This window comes from Nocardia sp. NPDC049737, from assembly GCF_040674755.1.
Taxonomy (GTDB): Bacteria; Actinomycetota; Actinomycetes; order Mycobacteriales; family Mycobacteriaceae; genus Nocardia.
Genome location: NZ_JBFANH010000015.1, coordinates 56,214 through 71,306, shown reverse-complemented (window position 1 = coordinate 71,306; position 15,093 = coordinate 56,214). Strand labels below are relative to the sequence as shown.

General features: G+C 65.5%; 17 protein-coding genes and 1 riboswitch. Of the genes, 8 read left to right on the top strand and 9 right to left on the bottom strand.

The window, feature by feature from the left end; genetic code table 11:
- Nucleotides 1-78: 78 nt before the first annotated feature.
- The 3 genes from AB0J47_RS20910 to AB0J47_RS20900 all read right to left on the bottom strand — a co-directional run bounded on the left by AB0J47_RS20910 (nt 79) and on the right by AB0J47_RS20900 (nt 3,213).
- Nucleotides 79-1,014: an AraC family transcriptional regulator gene (locus AB0J47_RS20910; protein WP_364348083.1), complete on the bottom strand. Its 936-nt coding sequence runs from the start codon at nt 1,012-1,014 to the stop codon at nt 79-81.
- Between the two features lie 18 nt (nt 1,015-1,032).
- A complete protein-coding gene (locus tag AB0J47_RS20905; protein WP_364348080.1) occupies nt 1,033-2,277 on the bottom strand; it encodes a hypothetical protein in 1,245 nt (414 codons plus the stop codon).
- A gap of 300 nt (nt 2,278-2,577) precedes the next feature.
- Nucleotides 2,578-3,213, bottom strand: a complete 636-nt coding sequence (locus AB0J47_RS20900) for a TetR family transcriptional regulator (protein ID WP_364348077.1) — start codon at nt 3,211-3,213, stop codon at nt 2,578-2,580.
- 111 nt (nt 3,214-3,324) lie between these two features.
- Here AB0J47_RS20900 and AB0J47_RS20895 point away from each other — a divergent pair, with 111 nt between their 5' ends.
- From AB0J47_RS20895 to AB0J47_RS20880, 4 genes are all read left to right on the top strand, one after another.
- A complete protein-coding gene (locus AB0J47_RS20895) occupies nt 3,325-3,831 on the top strand; it encodes a VOC family protein (RefSeq protein WP_364348074.1) in 507 nt (168 codons plus the stop codon).
- The gene (locus AB0J47_RS20890) at nt 3,822-3,977 is read left to right on the top strand and encodes a hypothetical protein (protein ID WP_364348071.1); all 156 of its coding nucleotides are present in this window, start codon (nt 3,822-3,824) and stop codon (nt 3,975-3,977) included. Before AB0J47_RS20895 ends, AB0J47_RS20890 begins: the two co-directional genes overlap by 10 nt.
- Before the next feature lies 1 nt (nt 3,978).
- Nucleotides 3,979-4,851, top strand: coding sequence for a TIGR03619 family F420-dependent LLM class oxidoreductase (locus AB0J47_RS20885; protein WP_364348068.1), 873 nt, complete (start codon nt 3,979-3,981; stop codon nt 4,849-4,851).
- A 173-nt stretch (nt 4,852-5,024) separates the two neighbouring features.
- Nucleotides 5,025-5,906 (top strand): RNA polymerase sigma-70 factor, encoded by an 882-nt coding sequence (locus AB0J47_RS20880; protein WP_364348460.1) that lies wholly within the window; start codon nt 5,025-5,027, stop codon nt 5,904-5,906.
- Between the two features lie 231 nt (nt 5,907-6,137).
- Here the strand turns inward: AB0J47_RS20880 and AB0J47_RS20875 are convergent, their stop codons facing one another.
- The 4 genes from AB0J47_RS20875 to AB0J47_RS20860 form a co-directional block, all read right to left on the bottom strand.
- Nucleotides 6,138-6,992 carry a fructosamine kinase family protein gene (locus tag AB0J47_RS20875; protein WP_364348065.1) on the bottom strand — a complete coding sequence of 285 codons (855 nt, stop codon included), beginning with the start codon at nt 6,990-6,992 and terminating at the stop codon, nt 6,138-6,140.
- Between the two features lie 112 nt (nt 6,993-7,104).
- A complete protein-coding gene (locus tag AB0J47_RS20870; RefSeq protein ID WP_364348062.1) occupies nt 7,105-7,881 on the bottom strand; it encodes a helix-turn-helix transcriptional regulator in 777 nt (258 codons plus the stop codon).
- Nucleotides 7,882-7,947: 66 nt separating this feature from the next.
- Entirely contained in the window at nt 7,948-8,478 is a 531-nt protein-coding gene (locus tag AB0J47_RS20865) for a pyridoxamine 5'-phosphate oxidase family protein (RefSeq protein ID WP_364348059.1), read from the bottom strand.
- Nucleotides 8,479-8,516: 38 nt separating this feature from the next.
- Nucleotides 8,517-9,113, bottom strand: coding sequence for a type 1 glutamine amidotransferase domain-containing protein (locus AB0J47_RS20860; RefSeq protein WP_364348056.1), 597 nt, complete (start codon nt 9,111-9,113; stop codon nt 8,517-8,519).
- 112 nt (nt 9,114-9,225) lie between these two features.
- Between AB0J47_RS20860 and AB0J47_RS20855 the strand changes: the two genes are divergently transcribed.
- The gene (locus AB0J47_RS20855; protein WP_364348053.1) at nt 9,226-10,329 is read left to right on the top strand and encodes a glutamate--cysteine ligase; all 1,104 of its coding nucleotides are present in this window, start codon (nt 9,226-9,228) and stop codon (nt 10,327-10,329) included.
- On the opposite strand, the gene AB0J47_RS20850 is transcribed toward AB0J47_RS20855, so the two are convergent.
- Complete coding sequence (locus AB0J47_RS20850) at nt 10,323-10,463, bottom strand: hypothetical protein (protein ID WP_364348050.1); 141 nt, start codon at nt 10,461-10,463, stop codon at nt 10,323-10,325. The two genes, AB0J47_RS20855 and AB0J47_RS20850, sit on opposite strands and share 7 nt — an antisense overlap.
- A gap of 71 nt (nt 10,464-10,534) precedes the next feature.
- Here AB0J47_RS20850 and AB0J47_RS20845 point away from each other — a divergent pair, with 71 nt between their 5' ends.
- Nucleotides 10,535-11,308 (top strand): DUF72 domain-containing protein, encoded by a 774-nt coding sequence (locus tag AB0J47_RS20845; protein WP_364348457.1) that lies wholly within the window; start codon nt 10,535-10,537, stop codon nt 11,306-11,308.
- Here AB0J47_RS20845 and AB0J47_RS20840 read toward each other — a convergent pair.
- A complete protein-coding gene (locus AB0J47_RS20840) occupies nt 11,295-11,573 on the bottom strand; it encodes a hypothetical protein (protein ID WP_364348454.1) in 279 nt (92 codons plus the stop codon). The two genes, AB0J47_RS20845 and AB0J47_RS20840, sit on opposite strands and share 14 nt — an antisense overlap.
- 179 nt (nt 11,574-11,752) lie before the next feature.
- Nucleotides 11,753-11,869, top strand: a riboswitch (TPP riboswitch).
- Between AB0J47_RS20840 and AB0J47_RS20835 the strand changes: the two genes are divergently transcribed.
- The gene (locus AB0J47_RS20835; RefSeq protein WP_364348047.1) at nt 11,864-13,234 is read left to right on the top strand and encodes a cytosine permease; all 1,371 of its coding nucleotides are present in this window, start codon (nt 11,864-11,866) and stop codon (nt 13,232-13,234) included. (Overlaps the previous riboswitch by 6 nt.)
- 230 nt (nt 13,235-13,464) lie before the next feature.
- Complete coding sequence (locus tag AB0J47_RS20830) at nt 13,465-14,883, top strand: alpha/beta fold hydrolase (protein WP_364348044.1); 1,419 nt, start codon at nt 13,465-13,467, stop codon at nt 14,881-14,883.
- The last annotated feature ends 210 nt before the right edge of the window (nt 14,884-15,093 follow it).

Here is a 15,093-nt window from a genome sequence, read left to right as displayed (position 1 = left end):
GCCTGAGCACAGGCTGCGGTATGGCTCCGATGACCGAAGCCGAGATGGATCGGGTAGTGCTCACTATTGCGGTGGCACTCAGCCGAGAGTTGTTGTGGACCGGACCGACTCGGCTAACCGGTGTTTGCGAAACTCTCGCGGTGTCTCACCGTATCGTGCCTTGAATGCAGCGGAGAACCAGGTGAGGGTGAAGCCGCTGCGCACGGCAACCTCTCCGATTGTTGCTGTCGTGTCGGGGTTTTCGAGCATGGTCCGAGCCGCTCGCAGTGCTTCGTCCTGGCGCACTTCCCGATACGTGGTGCCCGCCTGATGCAGTGCGGTGCGCAGCTGTCGCGGCGACCAGCCCAATGCCCGCGCCACCTCGGGCAGCCGGAGGTCGGCAACTCCGATGTGTCGGCGCACGTGCTGTCGGACGGTCTCGGCGAGCTCTGTCAGATGAGTCTGCTGCGGTCCGGTATCACCCGCGCTCATCATGCAGAGCAGCTCGGCGATCCGGTCACCGACCGCGTTGAACTCCCGGCTCGTCAACGCGGATCGTTCGGCATGCAGATCACGGACCATGCCCGCGGCGATCCGGCCGAGACCCGAGCCGAGGTCGAGCACCGGCTGTCGTAGGCCGGGTCGCGCGAACTCTGCGCGTGGTACCTGGAAGCCGTAGGCCACCGAGCCGGGGATATGCAGCCGGCACTGCCGATCCAGCGCCAGCACCGCCGCCTGCCCCGGTGAGATTCGAGTGACTCCGTGCTCATCGGCCGCGGCGAATTCTCCCCGCTGTGGGACGACTACCCAGTAGAAGTCCTCGGCCGAAACACGACGGATGTTCGACGGGGTGCGGAAAGCCAGCCGGTCGCCGGGCTGATCCCAGCGCAGCAGGCGGTACGTGGTCGTCTGCTGCACGGTCATGGCCACCTGCCAGCGCTCGGGTTCGCGGTAGCGATGATCCATCGGGACGAAACTGTTGGAGGTTTCGGTCCATTCGTCGACATCCGCGATGTCCAGCTCGTAGTACTCCATTGCGACACCCCGAACGGTTCAGCCGGTGACAATGACGATGTCGGCGCCACTGAACAGCAAGTCGGACGGGCGTGCTCGAGTCCGCTGCCGCGCCGGTACCAGACGTGCGGCCGGTGCGAGAGCGTGCAATTCCCGCAGGAATACCTCGACTGCGAGCTGCGCCAATTGCTTGCCGGGGCAGACGTGTTTACCGAATCCGAAGGTCAACGGAAGTTTGCCGGCACCGTGCAGGTCCAAGGGGTTCGGGAAGGCCCGCGGATCTCGGTTGGCGGCGGCGCACATCACCAGAACCGGCCCGGGCGAGAGCGCGGTGCCGCTGCGCAGCGTCAGCGAGTCCACGACATGCCGCTTCCAAGCCACCAGACCCGGATCGAGCTGAAGTACCTTGGCCGCTACGTGCGCGGTCGATGCCTCGTCGGCGAGCAGGTGCCACCACTGCCGGTCCGGATTGTTCAGCAGGCGCTGCAGGCCCTGCTGGATACTGCCGCTGACGGTGTGTACGCCTGCGGCCAGTGAGTTGGCCACGGCGGACACGGCAACTCGACGGGGTATGCGGGCAGCGCACAGACGGCCGGGCAATCCGTCCGTCCGATCCCGTCCGCCGGATGCGATGGCGTCGGCGCTCACGGTGAACAGCCGACCGAGGCCGCCGACCGCCTCGGCCAATTCGCGTCCGCGCATCCGCCGACCCAGCAGCCCGGACTGGGCACCGCTCCATATCGCCACATGCGGCCAGTCCGCAGGCGGCAAGCCGACCGCTGCGCCGACGATCCGGGCCGCGTAATCGATCGACAGGGACGTCACGTCGAGCGTCCGGTCACTCACGTCGCGTTCGGTGCCAAGCGCGTGATGGAAATGCTCGGTCAGGTCCTTGATCCGTTGCGGGCGTTGTGCCCTCGGCACTGTGAAATGTCCCCCCGGGCCTGCCAAGGTGTCCCATACCCGTTTGTGCAGGATGTCGTCGGTGAGATCCGCGGTCGCCTTCGCCGGCAGCGGGAGCAGATGCCGGCAGAGATGGCCGACGGCGCGAGGATTGGCCGCGATGCGCCCGAAACCGACAAGGGGCTCCAGCGATTTCGCGTTCGAGATGCCGGGGCTGGCCGCTTCCATCAACTCCCGCACGTCGTCGTAGCGCCACACCATCCGCAAGCCGGAGTTGTGTCGATAGGTGGGTTCGGACCAGTCGTGCAGCTGGCGATATCGTTCGTCGCGTTCGGCGAACGAGAGCTGGTTGGGGGTCAGCTCGTCGAAAGGGAATTTCATTGTCAGATCATCGGTTTCGCTGAAGTCAACGCGGGCTGTGCATCCTGGTTGCGCAATGCCGGTAACGGGTGGGCTGGCTCCCTCATGGGACCTCCGTGGTTGGTCGACCGTGGCGTCAGGCGCCTACCGGAACAGTGTCGGCTACCGGTGCTCGCTGCTCGGCCGAGTACACATTCCGTGCCGATGAACGTATATTCACTGCCCCACAGCGTAAATGGGTGTGTATTCGCGCCGGGGAATGCCGCGATCCGCCCGCGTCCAGTCTTCCCGGGCAAGACGCTGTACGGCACGTCGAAAATCCTACGCACCACCTGAGGTCGCTTCGCGCACCGGCACGGTGAGCATTGCGACGATCATGTCGATGATCTCGGCGGTGTCGCTGTCGGGGTCCGCGGTGCGCACGCCTGCTTCGAGCGCGCGTTCGTAGTCGGCGATCAGGGCGAACATGACGGTCGCCATCGTTTCCAGGCGCTGGCGGCGACGACGGGACGGGAGTTGCGGCAGGCCCGCATCCAGGCGGGTGGCGATGATGCGGACGGCGGCACGGTCGGCGCCGGCGAGGCGGCGAGCGTCGGCGATCACGGGGTGGGCGCGCACCACCTCGAGGAAGCGGCCGTAGTGGGTGACCTCTGCGGTGTAGATGAGTTCCAGGATGGGGGCGGCGAGCATCGCGACCAGTGTGCGGATCTCATGTGCGGTTCCCTCGGTCTCATACCTGGCCAGCAGTCCCATTCGGCGGTCTTCGAGCCAGTTCATGCGGCGGTCGACGATGGCCTCGAGCAAACCGCTGCGGGAGTCGAAGTAGTAGTGCACCGCGGAGTTGTTGCGCTGACCCGCGGCCGCGGCGATATCGCGCAGCGGGACGTCAACGCCGCGTTCGGCGATGAGTCGTTCGCCCGCGTCGAGCAGTGCGGCACGCGGATCCTCGGTGGCCATGTCAGCACTGTACTAAACCCAAGTATTGACGATGTTAAGCGAAAATGCTTAATTGGGGCCGTACGGAACGAAGGCGCGGTCGCCTTCGTGCAGCAGACCAGAGGTGATCCGATGACCATCGCGCGCGGGCCGATCTTCCAGCTGTGCTGGGTGGTGCGCGATATCGAGGCGGCGCAGCGGGAGTTCACCGAGCGATACGGCGTCGCGAAGTGGTTCACCGTCCCCGACGTGCACTTCGGACCGCAATTGTGCGAATTGCGTGGCGCGCCCGCCGATTACACGATCACGGTGGCATTGGGGTATGCGGGCGGGCAGCAGTTGGAGTTGATCGAGCCCAAGTCCGGGGTCAGTTTGTATTCCGAACATCTGAACAGCGTCGGGCCTGGACTGCATCACGTCGCATGGGTGGCCGAAGACTATGACGCGGCCTTGGCCGAGGCGAAGGCGAGCGGGGCCGAGGTGCTCGCTCGCGGCGCGTTCGAGGATATCGGGATGGAGTTCGCTTATCTCGACGGAGGCGCCCTCGGTTCCGCCATCGAGCTCATGCGGCTGTCAGCCGATATGAAAGCGATGTTCGATTATCTGATCCCGGAGGGGTTTTCGAACCCATGGGCCTAGGAACCGCACTCCCCCAGCTGATTACCGAACCGGACGAGTGGGACGCGACCGCGGATGTGATTGTGGTCGGATTCGGCATCGCCGGAAGCGTGCGCGGTGCCGCATCGAACAGGGCGCACAGCGCCGAACGTATGGAAGGCGATTGAGATGCGATTCACCTATGCCGAGACGATGACGGACCCGAGCTTCTATATTCCGCTGGCACAGGCCGCGGAAGCTGCCGGGTATACGTCGATGACGATCGCCGACAGTGTGGCCTATCCGAAGGAATCCGACGCCACCTACCCCTACACCCCCGATGGCAATCGGGAGTTCCTGGAGGACAAGCCGTTCATCGAGGCCTTCGTGCTGTCGGCGGCCATCGCGGCGGCCACGACGACACTGCGGCTGACGCCCTTCGTGGTGAAGTTGCCCATCCGCCCACCGGTGCTGGTCGCCAAGCAGGCCGCCTCGATCGCGGCATTGAGCGGGAACCGGTTCGGCTTCGGCGTCGGCATCAGCCCATGGCCCGATGACTTCGAAATAATGGGTGTGCCGTTCGAACATCGCGGTGCACGCATGGACGAGTGCATCGATATCGTGCGCGGGCTCACCGCGGGCGGCTATTTCGAATACCACGGACAGTTCTACGATCTGCCGCCCATCAAGATCAGCCCGGTGCCGACCGAACCGATTCCGATCCTCATCGGCGGACACAGTGGCCCGGCATTGCGACGCGCCGCCCAGCGCGGCGACGGCTGGATGCATGCAGGCGGCGATCCAGCCGAACTGGACCGGCTGCTCGCGAAACTCGATGTGCTGCGCGCCGAATACGGCACCCGCAAGGATTTCGAGATCCACGTCATCTCGCTGGACGGGTTCACCGTCGATGGTGTGAAGCGGTTGGAGGACAAGGGTGTCACCGATGTGATCGTCGGCTTCCGCTACCCGTACACCACCGAACCCGATACCGAATCGCTGGACACCAAAATCGCGCACCTGTCCCGGTTCGCGGAGAAGGTCATCGCGAAGACGAGCTGAACTCACCTGTGTACCCCACGCCTCGAGCCTTGTGACACCCCCGGGGCGATGCCCGTCACAAGCGCCTGGTGTCACAGAATGTGGTGGTCCGGCGTCTGGTGAGCGACGCAGTCGAGATCCAACAGACAGGAGCCACCCGTGACCACACACTTCCGGATGCCGGGGGCGCAGTCGTGAGTGCGGATCCTGCCACCGAAGTCTTCGTCACCCACCGCAACCTGCTCTTCACCGTCGCGTACGAAATGCTCGGATCGGCCGCCGACGCCGAAGACGTCCTGCAAGAAACCTGGCTACGGTGGGCAGGCATCGACCACGACACCGTGCAAGACCAGCGTGCCTACCTGGTCCGAATCACCACCCGCCAATCACTCGACCGACTACGCACACTCGGACGCCGCAAAGAGACCTACATCGGCCCCTGGCTGCCCGAACCGCTGCTCACCACGCCCGACGTCGCCGACGATGTCGAACTCGCCGAGAACGTCTCGATGGCGATGCTGCTGGTGCTGGAGACACTTGCACCAACCGAGCGCGCGGTGTTCGTGCTGCGCGAGGTGTTCGACCTGCCGTACGACGAAATCGCCGAAGCCGTCGACAAAACCCCGGTCGCGGTCCGCCAGATCGCCCATCGTGCCCGCGCACATGTGGCGGCGCGCCGACCTCGCGGGGTGATTTCAGCGGCCCAGAGCCGAGACGTGCTCGCGGCATTCCAGCGGGCGGTCGAAACCGGCGACATACAGAGCCTGTTCGATATTCTCGCGCCTGATGTCGTACTCCTGGGTGATGGTGGCGGAATCAAACAAGCCCTCCCGCGGCCCGTCACGGGAGCCGACAAGGTGGCCCGCCTACTGGCCGCGTTGTCGGGCAGGATTACTGCCTTGTCGCTGCAACCGGCCCAGGTCAATGGCTATCCGGCGCTGGTAATACGGCTCGACGGCGAGCTCGATACGGTCATGGCGGTGCGCATCGACGACGGGCTGATCACCGGCATCTACTCCGTTCGCAATCCCGAGAAGTTGTCGCATATGCAGCAGGAAACCGCCTTGCGCCGCTGAGTCCGTGGGCCTCGATGTGCCCTGCCCACCACCCTGCCGGTGTCGGGGCATGATTGCCAGGCCAGCAGCGCGCCGTCCTCACCGAAGGCGTCGGTCTGTCCGCACCGAGCATGGCCGGGCCCACTACCGCGATACATGCGCGCCCAGCACCCCCGCACATGTCACCGTGCTGCGCCCTCGCGAGGGGGCAGTACTGGGGCGCTGTAGGGGGCAGTCTTACGGGGTGCGGTCCTATGGGTGCGATGCGGCGAGGGCGGCCGTGGCGGCGGCGATGGTTTGGGATCGGTAGGAGATACCGAACAGAACCACGTGCACGAGGAGTGGATGCAGTTGGTGCAGGGGGATGCGGTTGCGCCAGCCGTCGGCGAGGGGGTGGGTTTCGTGGTAGGCGGCGCGGATTCGGTCCAGGTGTGGGATGCCGAAGAGGGCGAGCATGGCAAGGTCGGTTTCGCGGTGACCGCCGTGCGCGGCCGGGTCGATGACGAGTGCGTGGTCGGCGGTCCACAGGACGTTGCCGGACCACAGATCGCCATGGATGCGGCTGGGCGGTTCGGGTGGGCCCGCCAAGGTTTCGATATTCTCGATCACGCGCTCCACCAACCGAATTCCGTCGCGACCGAGCGCTGCGGCGGCCCTCGGCAGATATGGGGCGAGGCGGTAGTCGGCGTACCAGCGTGCCCACGAGCCATCGACCTGGGTGTTGTCCAGCGGTAGATCGGCGATCCAACCCGACCACGGCGCGCCGAACGATCCCGGCGAATCCGCGTGCAGCGCAGCAAGTTCGCGCCCGAAACGCGCCGCGGAAGATGCGCTCGGCGCGGCCGCGGGCACCCAGGGCAGCACCAGCATCCCGCCATCGACAGCCAGCACCTCGGGCACCAACTCCGGAGCCCCCGCCGCGAGCCAGCGCAGCCCCGCCGCCTCCGCCGCGAATACCGCCGCCTGGTCGTGCGCGACCTTCACGAAGACCTCGCGCCCGTCACCGAGAATTGCTCGATGCAACGTCCACGAATGCTGTGAACCCAGATCGGTCATCGAATCCACCGCTACGCCGACCAGTGCCGCGAGATCCGCCGCGCCCGTCACTTCGGTCCCCTGCCCACGCCCCGAACCTACCCCCTCGAGCCTCGATTCGGCGCGGTTGATCCGTAGTCACTGGCGTCGATCACCATGACGCACACAGCACAACGGCCGCTCATCACGATGCGGCGTTGAGGCGCTTCTTGGTCTCCTCATCGGCAGGGAAGAACGATTCGATGGCGAGTTCGGCGACGGTGACGTTCATCGGCGTGCCGAAGACGGTGGTGACGCTGATGAAGGACAGTTCGTGGTCATCGTGGCGCAGGCGTAGCGGGACGACGGCCTGGTCCGGTTCGGGGAGAATGAGATCGGCTGTGCCACCGGGGTATTCGCGCAATTCGTCGCGGAGCTCGATCAATTCCGGCGAACCGGTGACTTCGATCTGGCGCGACAACCGCTCGAAGATATGGCCGCGCCATTCGGCCAGATTGACGATGCGGCTGGCCATACCATCGGGGTGCAGGCTCAGGCGCAGGGCATTCACCGGTGCGGTGAGCAGTTTCGGGTCGATACCCGCCAACAGCAGTGCCACACCGGAATTGGCGTCGATCATATTCCAGCTCTGGTCGATGGCCAGTGCAGGATAGGGATCGTGGCCCGCGAGGATCTGGCGCATCGCACCGCGCACCGCGTCCATCGCGGGTGTATCGAGGGATGGTTCGGCGTAGGCGGGTGCGAATCCGGCCGCGAGCAGCAGCCGATTGCGTTCGCGCAATGGGATTTCCAACTGCTCGCACAGGTGCACCAGCATGGTGCGGCTCGGATTCGCGCGACCCGTTTCGATGAAACTCAGGTGCCGCGCGGAGGTTTCGGCGCGCCCGGCCAATTCCAGCTGGCTGAGCCTGCGCTCGAGCCGCCAATGGCGCAGCAGGTCACCGGCTGTCTGCGTACTCATGCTGCCGATCCTACGAAGCCCGCGGTCCCGACACGATTACCTGACGGGTAATCGAGGTGCGGCGACTCAGAACCGCCAGCGGGTCGCGCCACCGGGTTCCACGGTGGACAGGGCCGTGGCGGTGAGCGCGGTCAGACGGTAGACCTGCCAAGGCGGCGGGCCGGCGGATGGGGCGCTGTATTCGGCGGTGAGCGCCTCTCCGGTGTCGTCCACGCGACACGGCCAGCCGCCGTCGGCCCAGCGCCGGGCCATATCGGCGACGGCGGCGGGATCGGCGATCCTGGTCGCGGTGCCCTCGACGACCAGGTCGAATTCGTGGGTGGCCACACTCATCGAGCAGCGCGGATCGCGAGCCAGGTTACGGCCCTTGCGGCTGCGGGCACCGGTGGTGAACCAGAAGGCGCCGTCGATCCAGAGCGCGCCGACTGCGGTGACATGCGGGCTGCCGTCCGGATTGATCGTCGACAACCAGCAGGTGTGCCGGTCGAGACCGCCACTGCCAGGCGCTTGTTCGATGCCCGCGTCGAGTCGTCTGCGAATGCTTTCCCAGTCGATCGGCGGCAGCTCATAGCGGTCGGCGAGGTTGATTGTGTCCATATCAGTAGGACGATCCGTGTCCGGGAAACTCACCGGTGTCAGAAGATCTCATCGCCGGCGAAGGCCTGGGCCGACGGGGCCGCGGTGAGCTCGGCGCCGATAGCTTCGGTGAATGCGGTCAGGTCGCCGGGACTGCGGGAGGTGATCAGCGGCCAGCCGTTCTCGTCGGAACGCACCACCGCTCGATCGATCCAGCGGCCGTCGGCGTTGACGACGTCGGTGCGCAGCGAGGGATAGGAGGTCAGGGTCTTGCCCGCGACGACGTCGGCCTCCACGAGCAGCCACGGGCCGTGGCAGATCGCCGCGACCGGTTTGCCCGCACGCACGAACTGCTGCGCCACTTCCACGGCGCGTTCGCAGACGCGCAGTTTATCCGCGTTCACCGTTCCGCCCGGCACGACGAGCAGGTCGAAATCGTCGGCCTCGAGGTCGTTGAGCGCCGCATCCGGCTGCACGACCTCGTCTTTGTCGACATCGTGTCGAAAAGTCTGGACCTCGCCACGTTCGGGGGTCGCATGCACGGCGACGGCGCCGTGTTCGCGCAACCAGTCCAGCGGCATCAGCAGCTCGTCGTGTTCGACGCCGGTATTCGCGGTAATGACCAATGCGCGCACACCGCGCAATTCCTCGGACATACCGGACCCCTTTCTCGCCGATCCTTCACTAAGGTCGGCCTACCCCGGCGCGGGGCACTCAAACGATTCCGGCATCCGTCCGGATCAGCGATTTGCGCAGTAAAATCCAGTGATGGCCGTGGTCCTACCCACCGTCGGCGTGGAAGAGGAGTTCCTTCTGGCGGATCCGATCACGGGTGCGCCGAGTCCGCGCAATGTCGAAGTCGCGGGGGCGGCCGCCGATGTCGGTATCGATCTGCAGTTGGAGTTGACGCGGTGTCAGGTCGAGATCAATACCGGGGTGCACACCCGGACCCCTGAATTGCTCGATGACCTGTGCCGACTGCGCCGCAGCGTGGCGAATTGCGCGGAGAAGCACGGTGCCCGATTGCTTGCGGTGGCGGTGCCGCCCGCGATACCGGATGCGTATCCGGTCACCGATACACCTCGCTATCAACGTATCGAACAAAACTTCGGGATGCTCGCCCATGAACAGGGTTTGTGCGGCTGCCACGTGCATGTCGGGGTGTCGTCACGAGATATCGCGATACGGGTCGGGAATTATTTGCGGCCGTGGTTACCGGTGTTGTTGTCGCTGACCGCCAATTCCGCTGTCTACCGCGCCACCGATACCGGATACGCCAGTTGGCGCAGCATCATGTGGCGGCGGTGGCCCAGTGCCGGTCCCCCGCCCTTCTTCGATTCCGTCGCGGACTACGACGATATGGTGCAGATGATGCTCGCCAGCGGCAGCATTCTCGATACGGCGATGGTGTATTGGGATGTGCGGCCCTCGGCCTCGTACCCGACCGTCGAGGTGCGCGTCAGCGATGTACCGGCGACGGTCGAGGAAACGGCGTTGTTGGCCACGCTGATTCGCGCGGCGGTCGTCATGGCGCAGACGGCGATTCAGGATGGGTTGCCACCGCCCCCGGTGCCCGCGGAGGTTTTGCGGGCCGCGTATTGGAAAGCCGCCCGGTCCGGGTTGGACGGAGACGGGCTCGACACGATCAGTGGGCGCGCCCTTCCGGCCAGCACCCTGCTCGCCGGTCTGATCGACCACCTCACCCCCGCGCTCGAACAGTCCGGCGACCAGCAATTCGTCGCCGATACCGTCAAAGCAGTTCTGGCGCGTGGCAACGGCGCGCGGCGACAACGCATCGCGATGCACGCGCGCAACGAGGTCACCGATGTCATCGATGTGGTCGCCGCAGCCACCCTTGAAGGGTGCTACTGACCGGACGAACCGGAGACCGGGCGCAGGCCACGATCCCGGACGACCTGTACGGCACGGAGAGCCAGTAGCGTCGCGCTGGTCACCATGTGCTCGATCGCGTCGGTGATATGGCTCGGGAAGCTGAAGATCAGCACGTGGTACGAGAATCTATCTACTACATAGCGTCGTTGACATGAGGGCCGTCAGAAAGTGCTTCGATGGAGGTATGCCCCTACTCGTCGGCACATCGGGTTGGCAGTACCGGGACTGGCGCGAGGTGCTGTATCCGACGAATGTTCCGCAGCGTGCGTGGCTGGAAACCTACGCCGCGGGCTTCGCAACGGTCGAGAGCAACAATGCTTTCTATCGACTGCCCAGCGGGGAGACCTTTGCGGCATGGCGGGATCGGACGCCGCCGGACTTCTGTTTCGCGGTCAAGGCAAGCCGTTTCCTCACCCACATCAAGCGACTGCGCGAACCCGAGGAGCCGGTCGGGCGCTTGATGGAACACGCCCGTGTACTCGGCGACAAGCTGGGGCCGGTGCTGTTGCAACTTCCGCCGACACTGCGGGTCGATCCGGCACTGCTCGACGCGTGCCTACGCTGTTTTCCGCCCGAAGTCCGGATCGCGGTCGAACCCAGGCACGATTCCTGGTGGATTCCGGAAGTTCGTGCCGTGCTGACGGAACACGCCGCGGCGCTGTGTTGGGCCGATGTCCGCTCCCGTCCCGTCGCGCCGCTGTGGCGCACGACGGACTGGGGTTATCTGCGACTGCATTCCGGACGTGCCACACCCACACCGCGCTACGGACGCACGGCACTGTCCAGTTGGGCGCGACGGCTGGCCGACACCTGGTCGGATCGCGAAGAGGTGTTCGTCTACTTCAACAATGATCCCGGCGGCGCGGCGGTGCGCGACGCGGTCGTCTTCGCGCGCGCCGCCGCCGCTGCCGGAGCCAGCGTCAGCCGAACACCCACAACTGTTTTCAGCCGACGATAGAGTTCATGATGGTGCCCGCGCTGGTTGCGATGACACCACCGAGCATCGCGCCGGCAAGCATTTTCGGCGAGTCCAGGGTGCCGCCGCTCCACTTCTCCCACGCGAACCGGCCGCCCGCGTAGGTGATGCCGCAGACACCCGACAGCATGACAAACCAGGTCAGGTAGCGGACCATCTGCAGGATCTTCTCCGAATTGGGCGGTGCCTCCGGCGTCGGATTCCCGATTTGAGCGAGGACGGTCTCGTGCAAGGCGATCAGCATCATAGGCGCATACTCATTCCAGTCGAGGTGAGCGATGAGCGGCAGATAACCGAGCAATAACCAGGTCGGTACCGGACAGTATGGGCGGTGGTTGCGATGTTCGGGGCGGTCTCCGCGGAACCTGTCTGGAATGTCCGAAGGCGCGGCCCGGCGCGCCGTGCACGGGTGTAGCATTTCGCCCGAAAACCCAGCGCGGGAGCTCGGGCACGGCCGGGCTGAGAGGGCGGACCCCATGTTTCGCCGACCGCATGAACCTGTCCGGGTAATGCCGGCGTAGGGAGAGCGGTACCGGGATGTCTGCACCCACCCTTGATCAATCCGAGCGGCGCGAAGCACCGCTGACCCTGGACCAGCCAGCGCCGAAGGTGCTCTCGTTCTGGGATCAGGGCGCGTTCTGGGCGAACCTCGGGGTCAGCCTGTTCGCATTCTCCGGTGCGTACACGGTGCTGGCGCCGAATTCCGATGGCGCCGCGCAGATCTCCATCGCCGCGGGCATTCTCGCGATGATCATCGGTACGGTGGTCGGCGGCCTCATGCTCGGTCTTGCCGCGGTGCCCGGAGCCAAGACCGGTAAGCCCGCGATGATGTTGCTGCGCGGACTATTCGGCGCGAAGCTCAGCTATCTGCCGACCGTACTCAATATCGCGCAGCTGATCGGTTGGGGCACCTTCGAATTGATCGTCATCGGCGATGCGGCGGAGGAGTTGTTCGATGGTGGTCAGCACTGGATTTACGTGGTCGCCGCGGGCGCGCTGACGACGGTCTTGACGATCTGGCCGCTCGGTTCGGTCCGGATGCTGCGACGGTTCGTGACCGTCGGCGTGGTGATCGCGTTGATCTGGTTCTACGTCCAATTCGTGCGCGCGGGTCTGCCTGATCTCACCGCCAACCCGGGCACCGCGGGTGGCGGGCCGTTCGGTGTGGATTGGAATCTGTTCTGGGTCGCTACCGATGCGGCGCTCGCGGTTTCGATTTCGTGGGTGCCGGTGGCGGCCGACTACACCCGTCACTCCCGCAGCACCGGTGCGGCATTCGGCGCGGCCAGTGGGGCGTATGCGTTCACCCAGATCATCGCCTATGTGCTCGGGCTGTTCGCGCTGGCGCTCGCGCCCGGCGACGGCGGGGTGTATTCGCCGTTCCTGAAGGTGACCCTCGGTGCGGTGTTCTTCTTCATCTTCGTCTTCCGTGAGGCCGACCAGTCGTTCGCGAATGTGTACTCGACGGCCGTATCGATCCAGAACCTCACGCCCCGGGTCGATCGCCGGGTGCTCTCGATCGGCCTGGGTGTGCTGATCACACTGCTCGCGCTGCGGCTGAACATGGCGAACTACTTCGGCTTCCTCGGCCTGATCGGGTCGGTTTTCGTGCCGCTGCTCGGCGTGCTCGTCGCGGACTTCTTCCTTCGCAGGCCTGACCAGTGGAATACCTCGGCGAACGCGCCATCGCGGTGGGGCATGGTTTTCGCGTGGCTGGTGGGACTTTCGGTCTACCAGCTGATCAACCCGGGCGACGCCGGAGTATGGACCGACTTCTGGGTGGACGTGCAGGAAAAGCTGCACTTCACCAAACAGGCCTGGATGAGCGCGTCGCTGTTGTCGTTCCTGGCCGCGGTGCTGGTCGCGTGGAGTGGAGGGCGGATTTCGGTGCTACGCAAGTCTGCGTAGCCTCCGAACAAAAGTGCCCTGGGCCGCCTACGGCCGACACCGCAAGTGCCGGCCGGTTCCTACGCCACATGTCCGCACGCGGCGAATGTTTCGCGAGCAATTCGCCGAGACGGGTGGCGGCTGTACTGATCTCGGGCGGCGGCGGTTGCGGGGTTTTCGATCCCCTTGGGGCGCACAACTTTCCGATCACGCAATCTTGCGTGCCACGCAAGATTGCGTATCGTGAAAGCGTGGCATTCGTACTCGGGTTGCGCGAACGCAAGAAGCTCGCGACTCGGGAGGCGCTCGGATTCGCGGCGCTACGGCTGGCGGTCGAGCATGGGCTCGACAGCGTGCTGGTCGAGGACATCGCGGCGGCGGCGGGAGTTTCGCCACGCACGTTCAACAACTACTTCGCCAGTAAGCACGAGGCCGTGTGCTCGGTGGCGGTCGATCGGGCCCGGCGGATCGCGGACGGACTGCACGATCGTCCGGCGGCCGAAGCGCTGTGGCCCGCGGTCATCCACGCGGTACTCGCCGAATTCCGCGACGACGAATTGCCCGATCCGGTGTGGACTCGCGGTATTCGGCTGATCACCGCCGAGCCCGCGCTGCAGGGTGAATATCTCAAGGCGCAGGCCGTCATCCAAGAGGCCATCGCGACGGCCATCGCCGAACGCACCGGCCACGACCCGCACACCGAGATGTTCCCGCGGATCATGGCGGGCGCGATCGCGACGGCACTGCAGGTCGCCATCGACCGTTGGGTCGATGCGGACCCGCCCACCGCGGCACTGCCCGTCATCCGGGAAGCGTTGCGGCAACTGTCCTATCTACCAGGAGCCTTTCCCATGGACGTTCCCACCAGCCACACCCTCGCCGTGCCCGGTGCGACGCTGTACTACGAGATCCGCGGCACCGGACCGCTGCTGCTGCTCATCCCGGGCGGCAATGGCGACGCCGGGAGCTTCGATCAGATCGCCGAGCGCCTGGCGGATCGCTATACGGTGGTTTCCTACGATCGGCGCGGATTCTCCCGCAGCCCAGCGCAGGACCACAACGTCCAACTGGACGGCGCTGATGCCGCCGCACTGCTCACCCACCTCGGCGATCAGCCCGCCGCCGTGCTCGGCAGCAGCTCCGGCGCCATCGTCGCGCTCGAATTGCTCACGACGCGACCCGAACTCGTGCACACGCTCATCCCCCACGAACCGCCGCTGGCGACCGTCCTGCCCGATGCCGACAAGTGGCTCACCTTCTTGGACGACGTTTACCAGACAAGCAAGTCCGAAGGCTTCGTCGCCGCCATTTCCGCATTCGCCGCGGGCGTCGGGCTGCGCCAGCAGCAGCCCGGCGCCGAAGAACCCACGCCCGAAGCCGCCGCGATCGGTGCGCGCATCCAGCAGAACATGCTGTTCTGGATGGAGAACGAGATGCGTCAGTACGTCCGCTACACACCGGATTTCGACGCACTGCAATCCGTCGCCGACAAGCTCGTCCTCGTCGTCGGACACGATTCGAAGGAAACCTTCCCGGCGCTGCCCAATGTGGTACTCGGCGAGCACCTCGGACTCGACATCGTGGAATTCCCGGGCGATCACGTCGGATACCGAAGTGCCGCCGAGGAATTCGCCACTCAACTCGATACATTGCTCGCCAAGCGCCGGTAGGCACCTCTGGTAAGCCCGCGGGGCCCTGCCCGAACCGGCCAGCGGATATCCGCCGCTCGGCACCGAGCCAGTGGCCTGATCACGGGTCCACGAACTCGTCACGCTCACACGCACCGGCGTCGCGGGCGTGGAGCGCGCCTCGGGCATTGAGATCGGGTTCGGCGAACCGGACTCTCGCGATGCGGCAGATGCCCTCCGCTCGGCGCCGAG

Excerpts from the sequence above, each read along its gene's own strand:
- AB0J47_RS20910 (WP_364348083.1), bottom strand. The coding sequence starts at position 1,014 with ATGGAGTACTACGAGCTGGACATCGCGGATGTCGACGAATGGACCGAA.
- AB0J47_RS20905 (WP_364348080.1), bottom strand. The coding sequence starts at position 2,277 with ATGAAATTCCCTTTCGACGAGCTGACCCCCAACCAGCTCTCGTTCGCC.
- AB0J47_RS20900 (WP_364348077.1), bottom strand. The coding sequence starts at position 3,213 with ATGGCCACCGAGGATCCGCGTGCCGCACTGCTCGACGCGGGCGAACGA.
- AB0J47_RS20895 (WP_364348074.1), top strand. The coding sequence starts at position 3,325 with ATGACCATCGCGCGCGGGCCGATCTTCCAGCTGTGCTGGGTGGTGCGC.
- AB0J47_RS20890 (WP_364348071.1), top strand. The coding sequence starts at position 3,822 with ATGGGCCTAGGAACCGCACTCCCCCAGCTGATTACCGAACCGGACGAG.
- AB0J47_RS20885 (WP_364348068.1), top strand. The coding sequence starts at position 3,979 with ATGCGATTCACCTATGCCGAGACGATGACGGACCCGAGCTTCTATATT.
- AB0J47_RS20870 (WP_364348062.1), bottom strand. The coding sequence starts at position 7,881 with ATGAGTACGCAGACAGCCGGTGACCTGCTGCGCCATTGGCGGCTCGAG.
- AB0J47_RS20865 (WP_364348059.1), bottom strand. The coding sequence starts at position 8,478 with ATGGACACAATCAACCTCGCCGACCGCTATGAGCTGCCGCCGATCGAC.
- AB0J47_RS20860 (WP_364348056.1), bottom strand. The coding sequence starts at position 9,113 with ATGTCCGAGGAATTGCGCGGTGTGCGCGCATTGGTCATTACCGCGAAT.
- AB0J47_RS20855 (WP_364348053.1), top strand. The coding sequence starts at position 9,226 with ATGGCCGTGGTCCTACCCACCGTCGGCGTGGAAGAGGAGTTCCTTCTG.
- AB0J47_RS20845 (WP_364348457.1), top strand. The coding sequence starts at position 10,535 with ATGCCCCTACTCGTCGGCACATCGGGTTGGCAGTACCGGGACTGGCGC.
- AB0J47_RS20840 (WP_364348454.1), bottom strand. The coding sequence starts at position 11,573 with ATGATGCTGATCGCCTTGCACGAGACCGTCCTCGCTCAAATCGGGAAT.
- AB0J47_RS20835 (WP_364348047.1), top strand. The coding sequence starts at position 11,864 with ATGTCTGCACCCACCCTTGATCAATCCGAGCGGCGCGAAGCACCGCTG.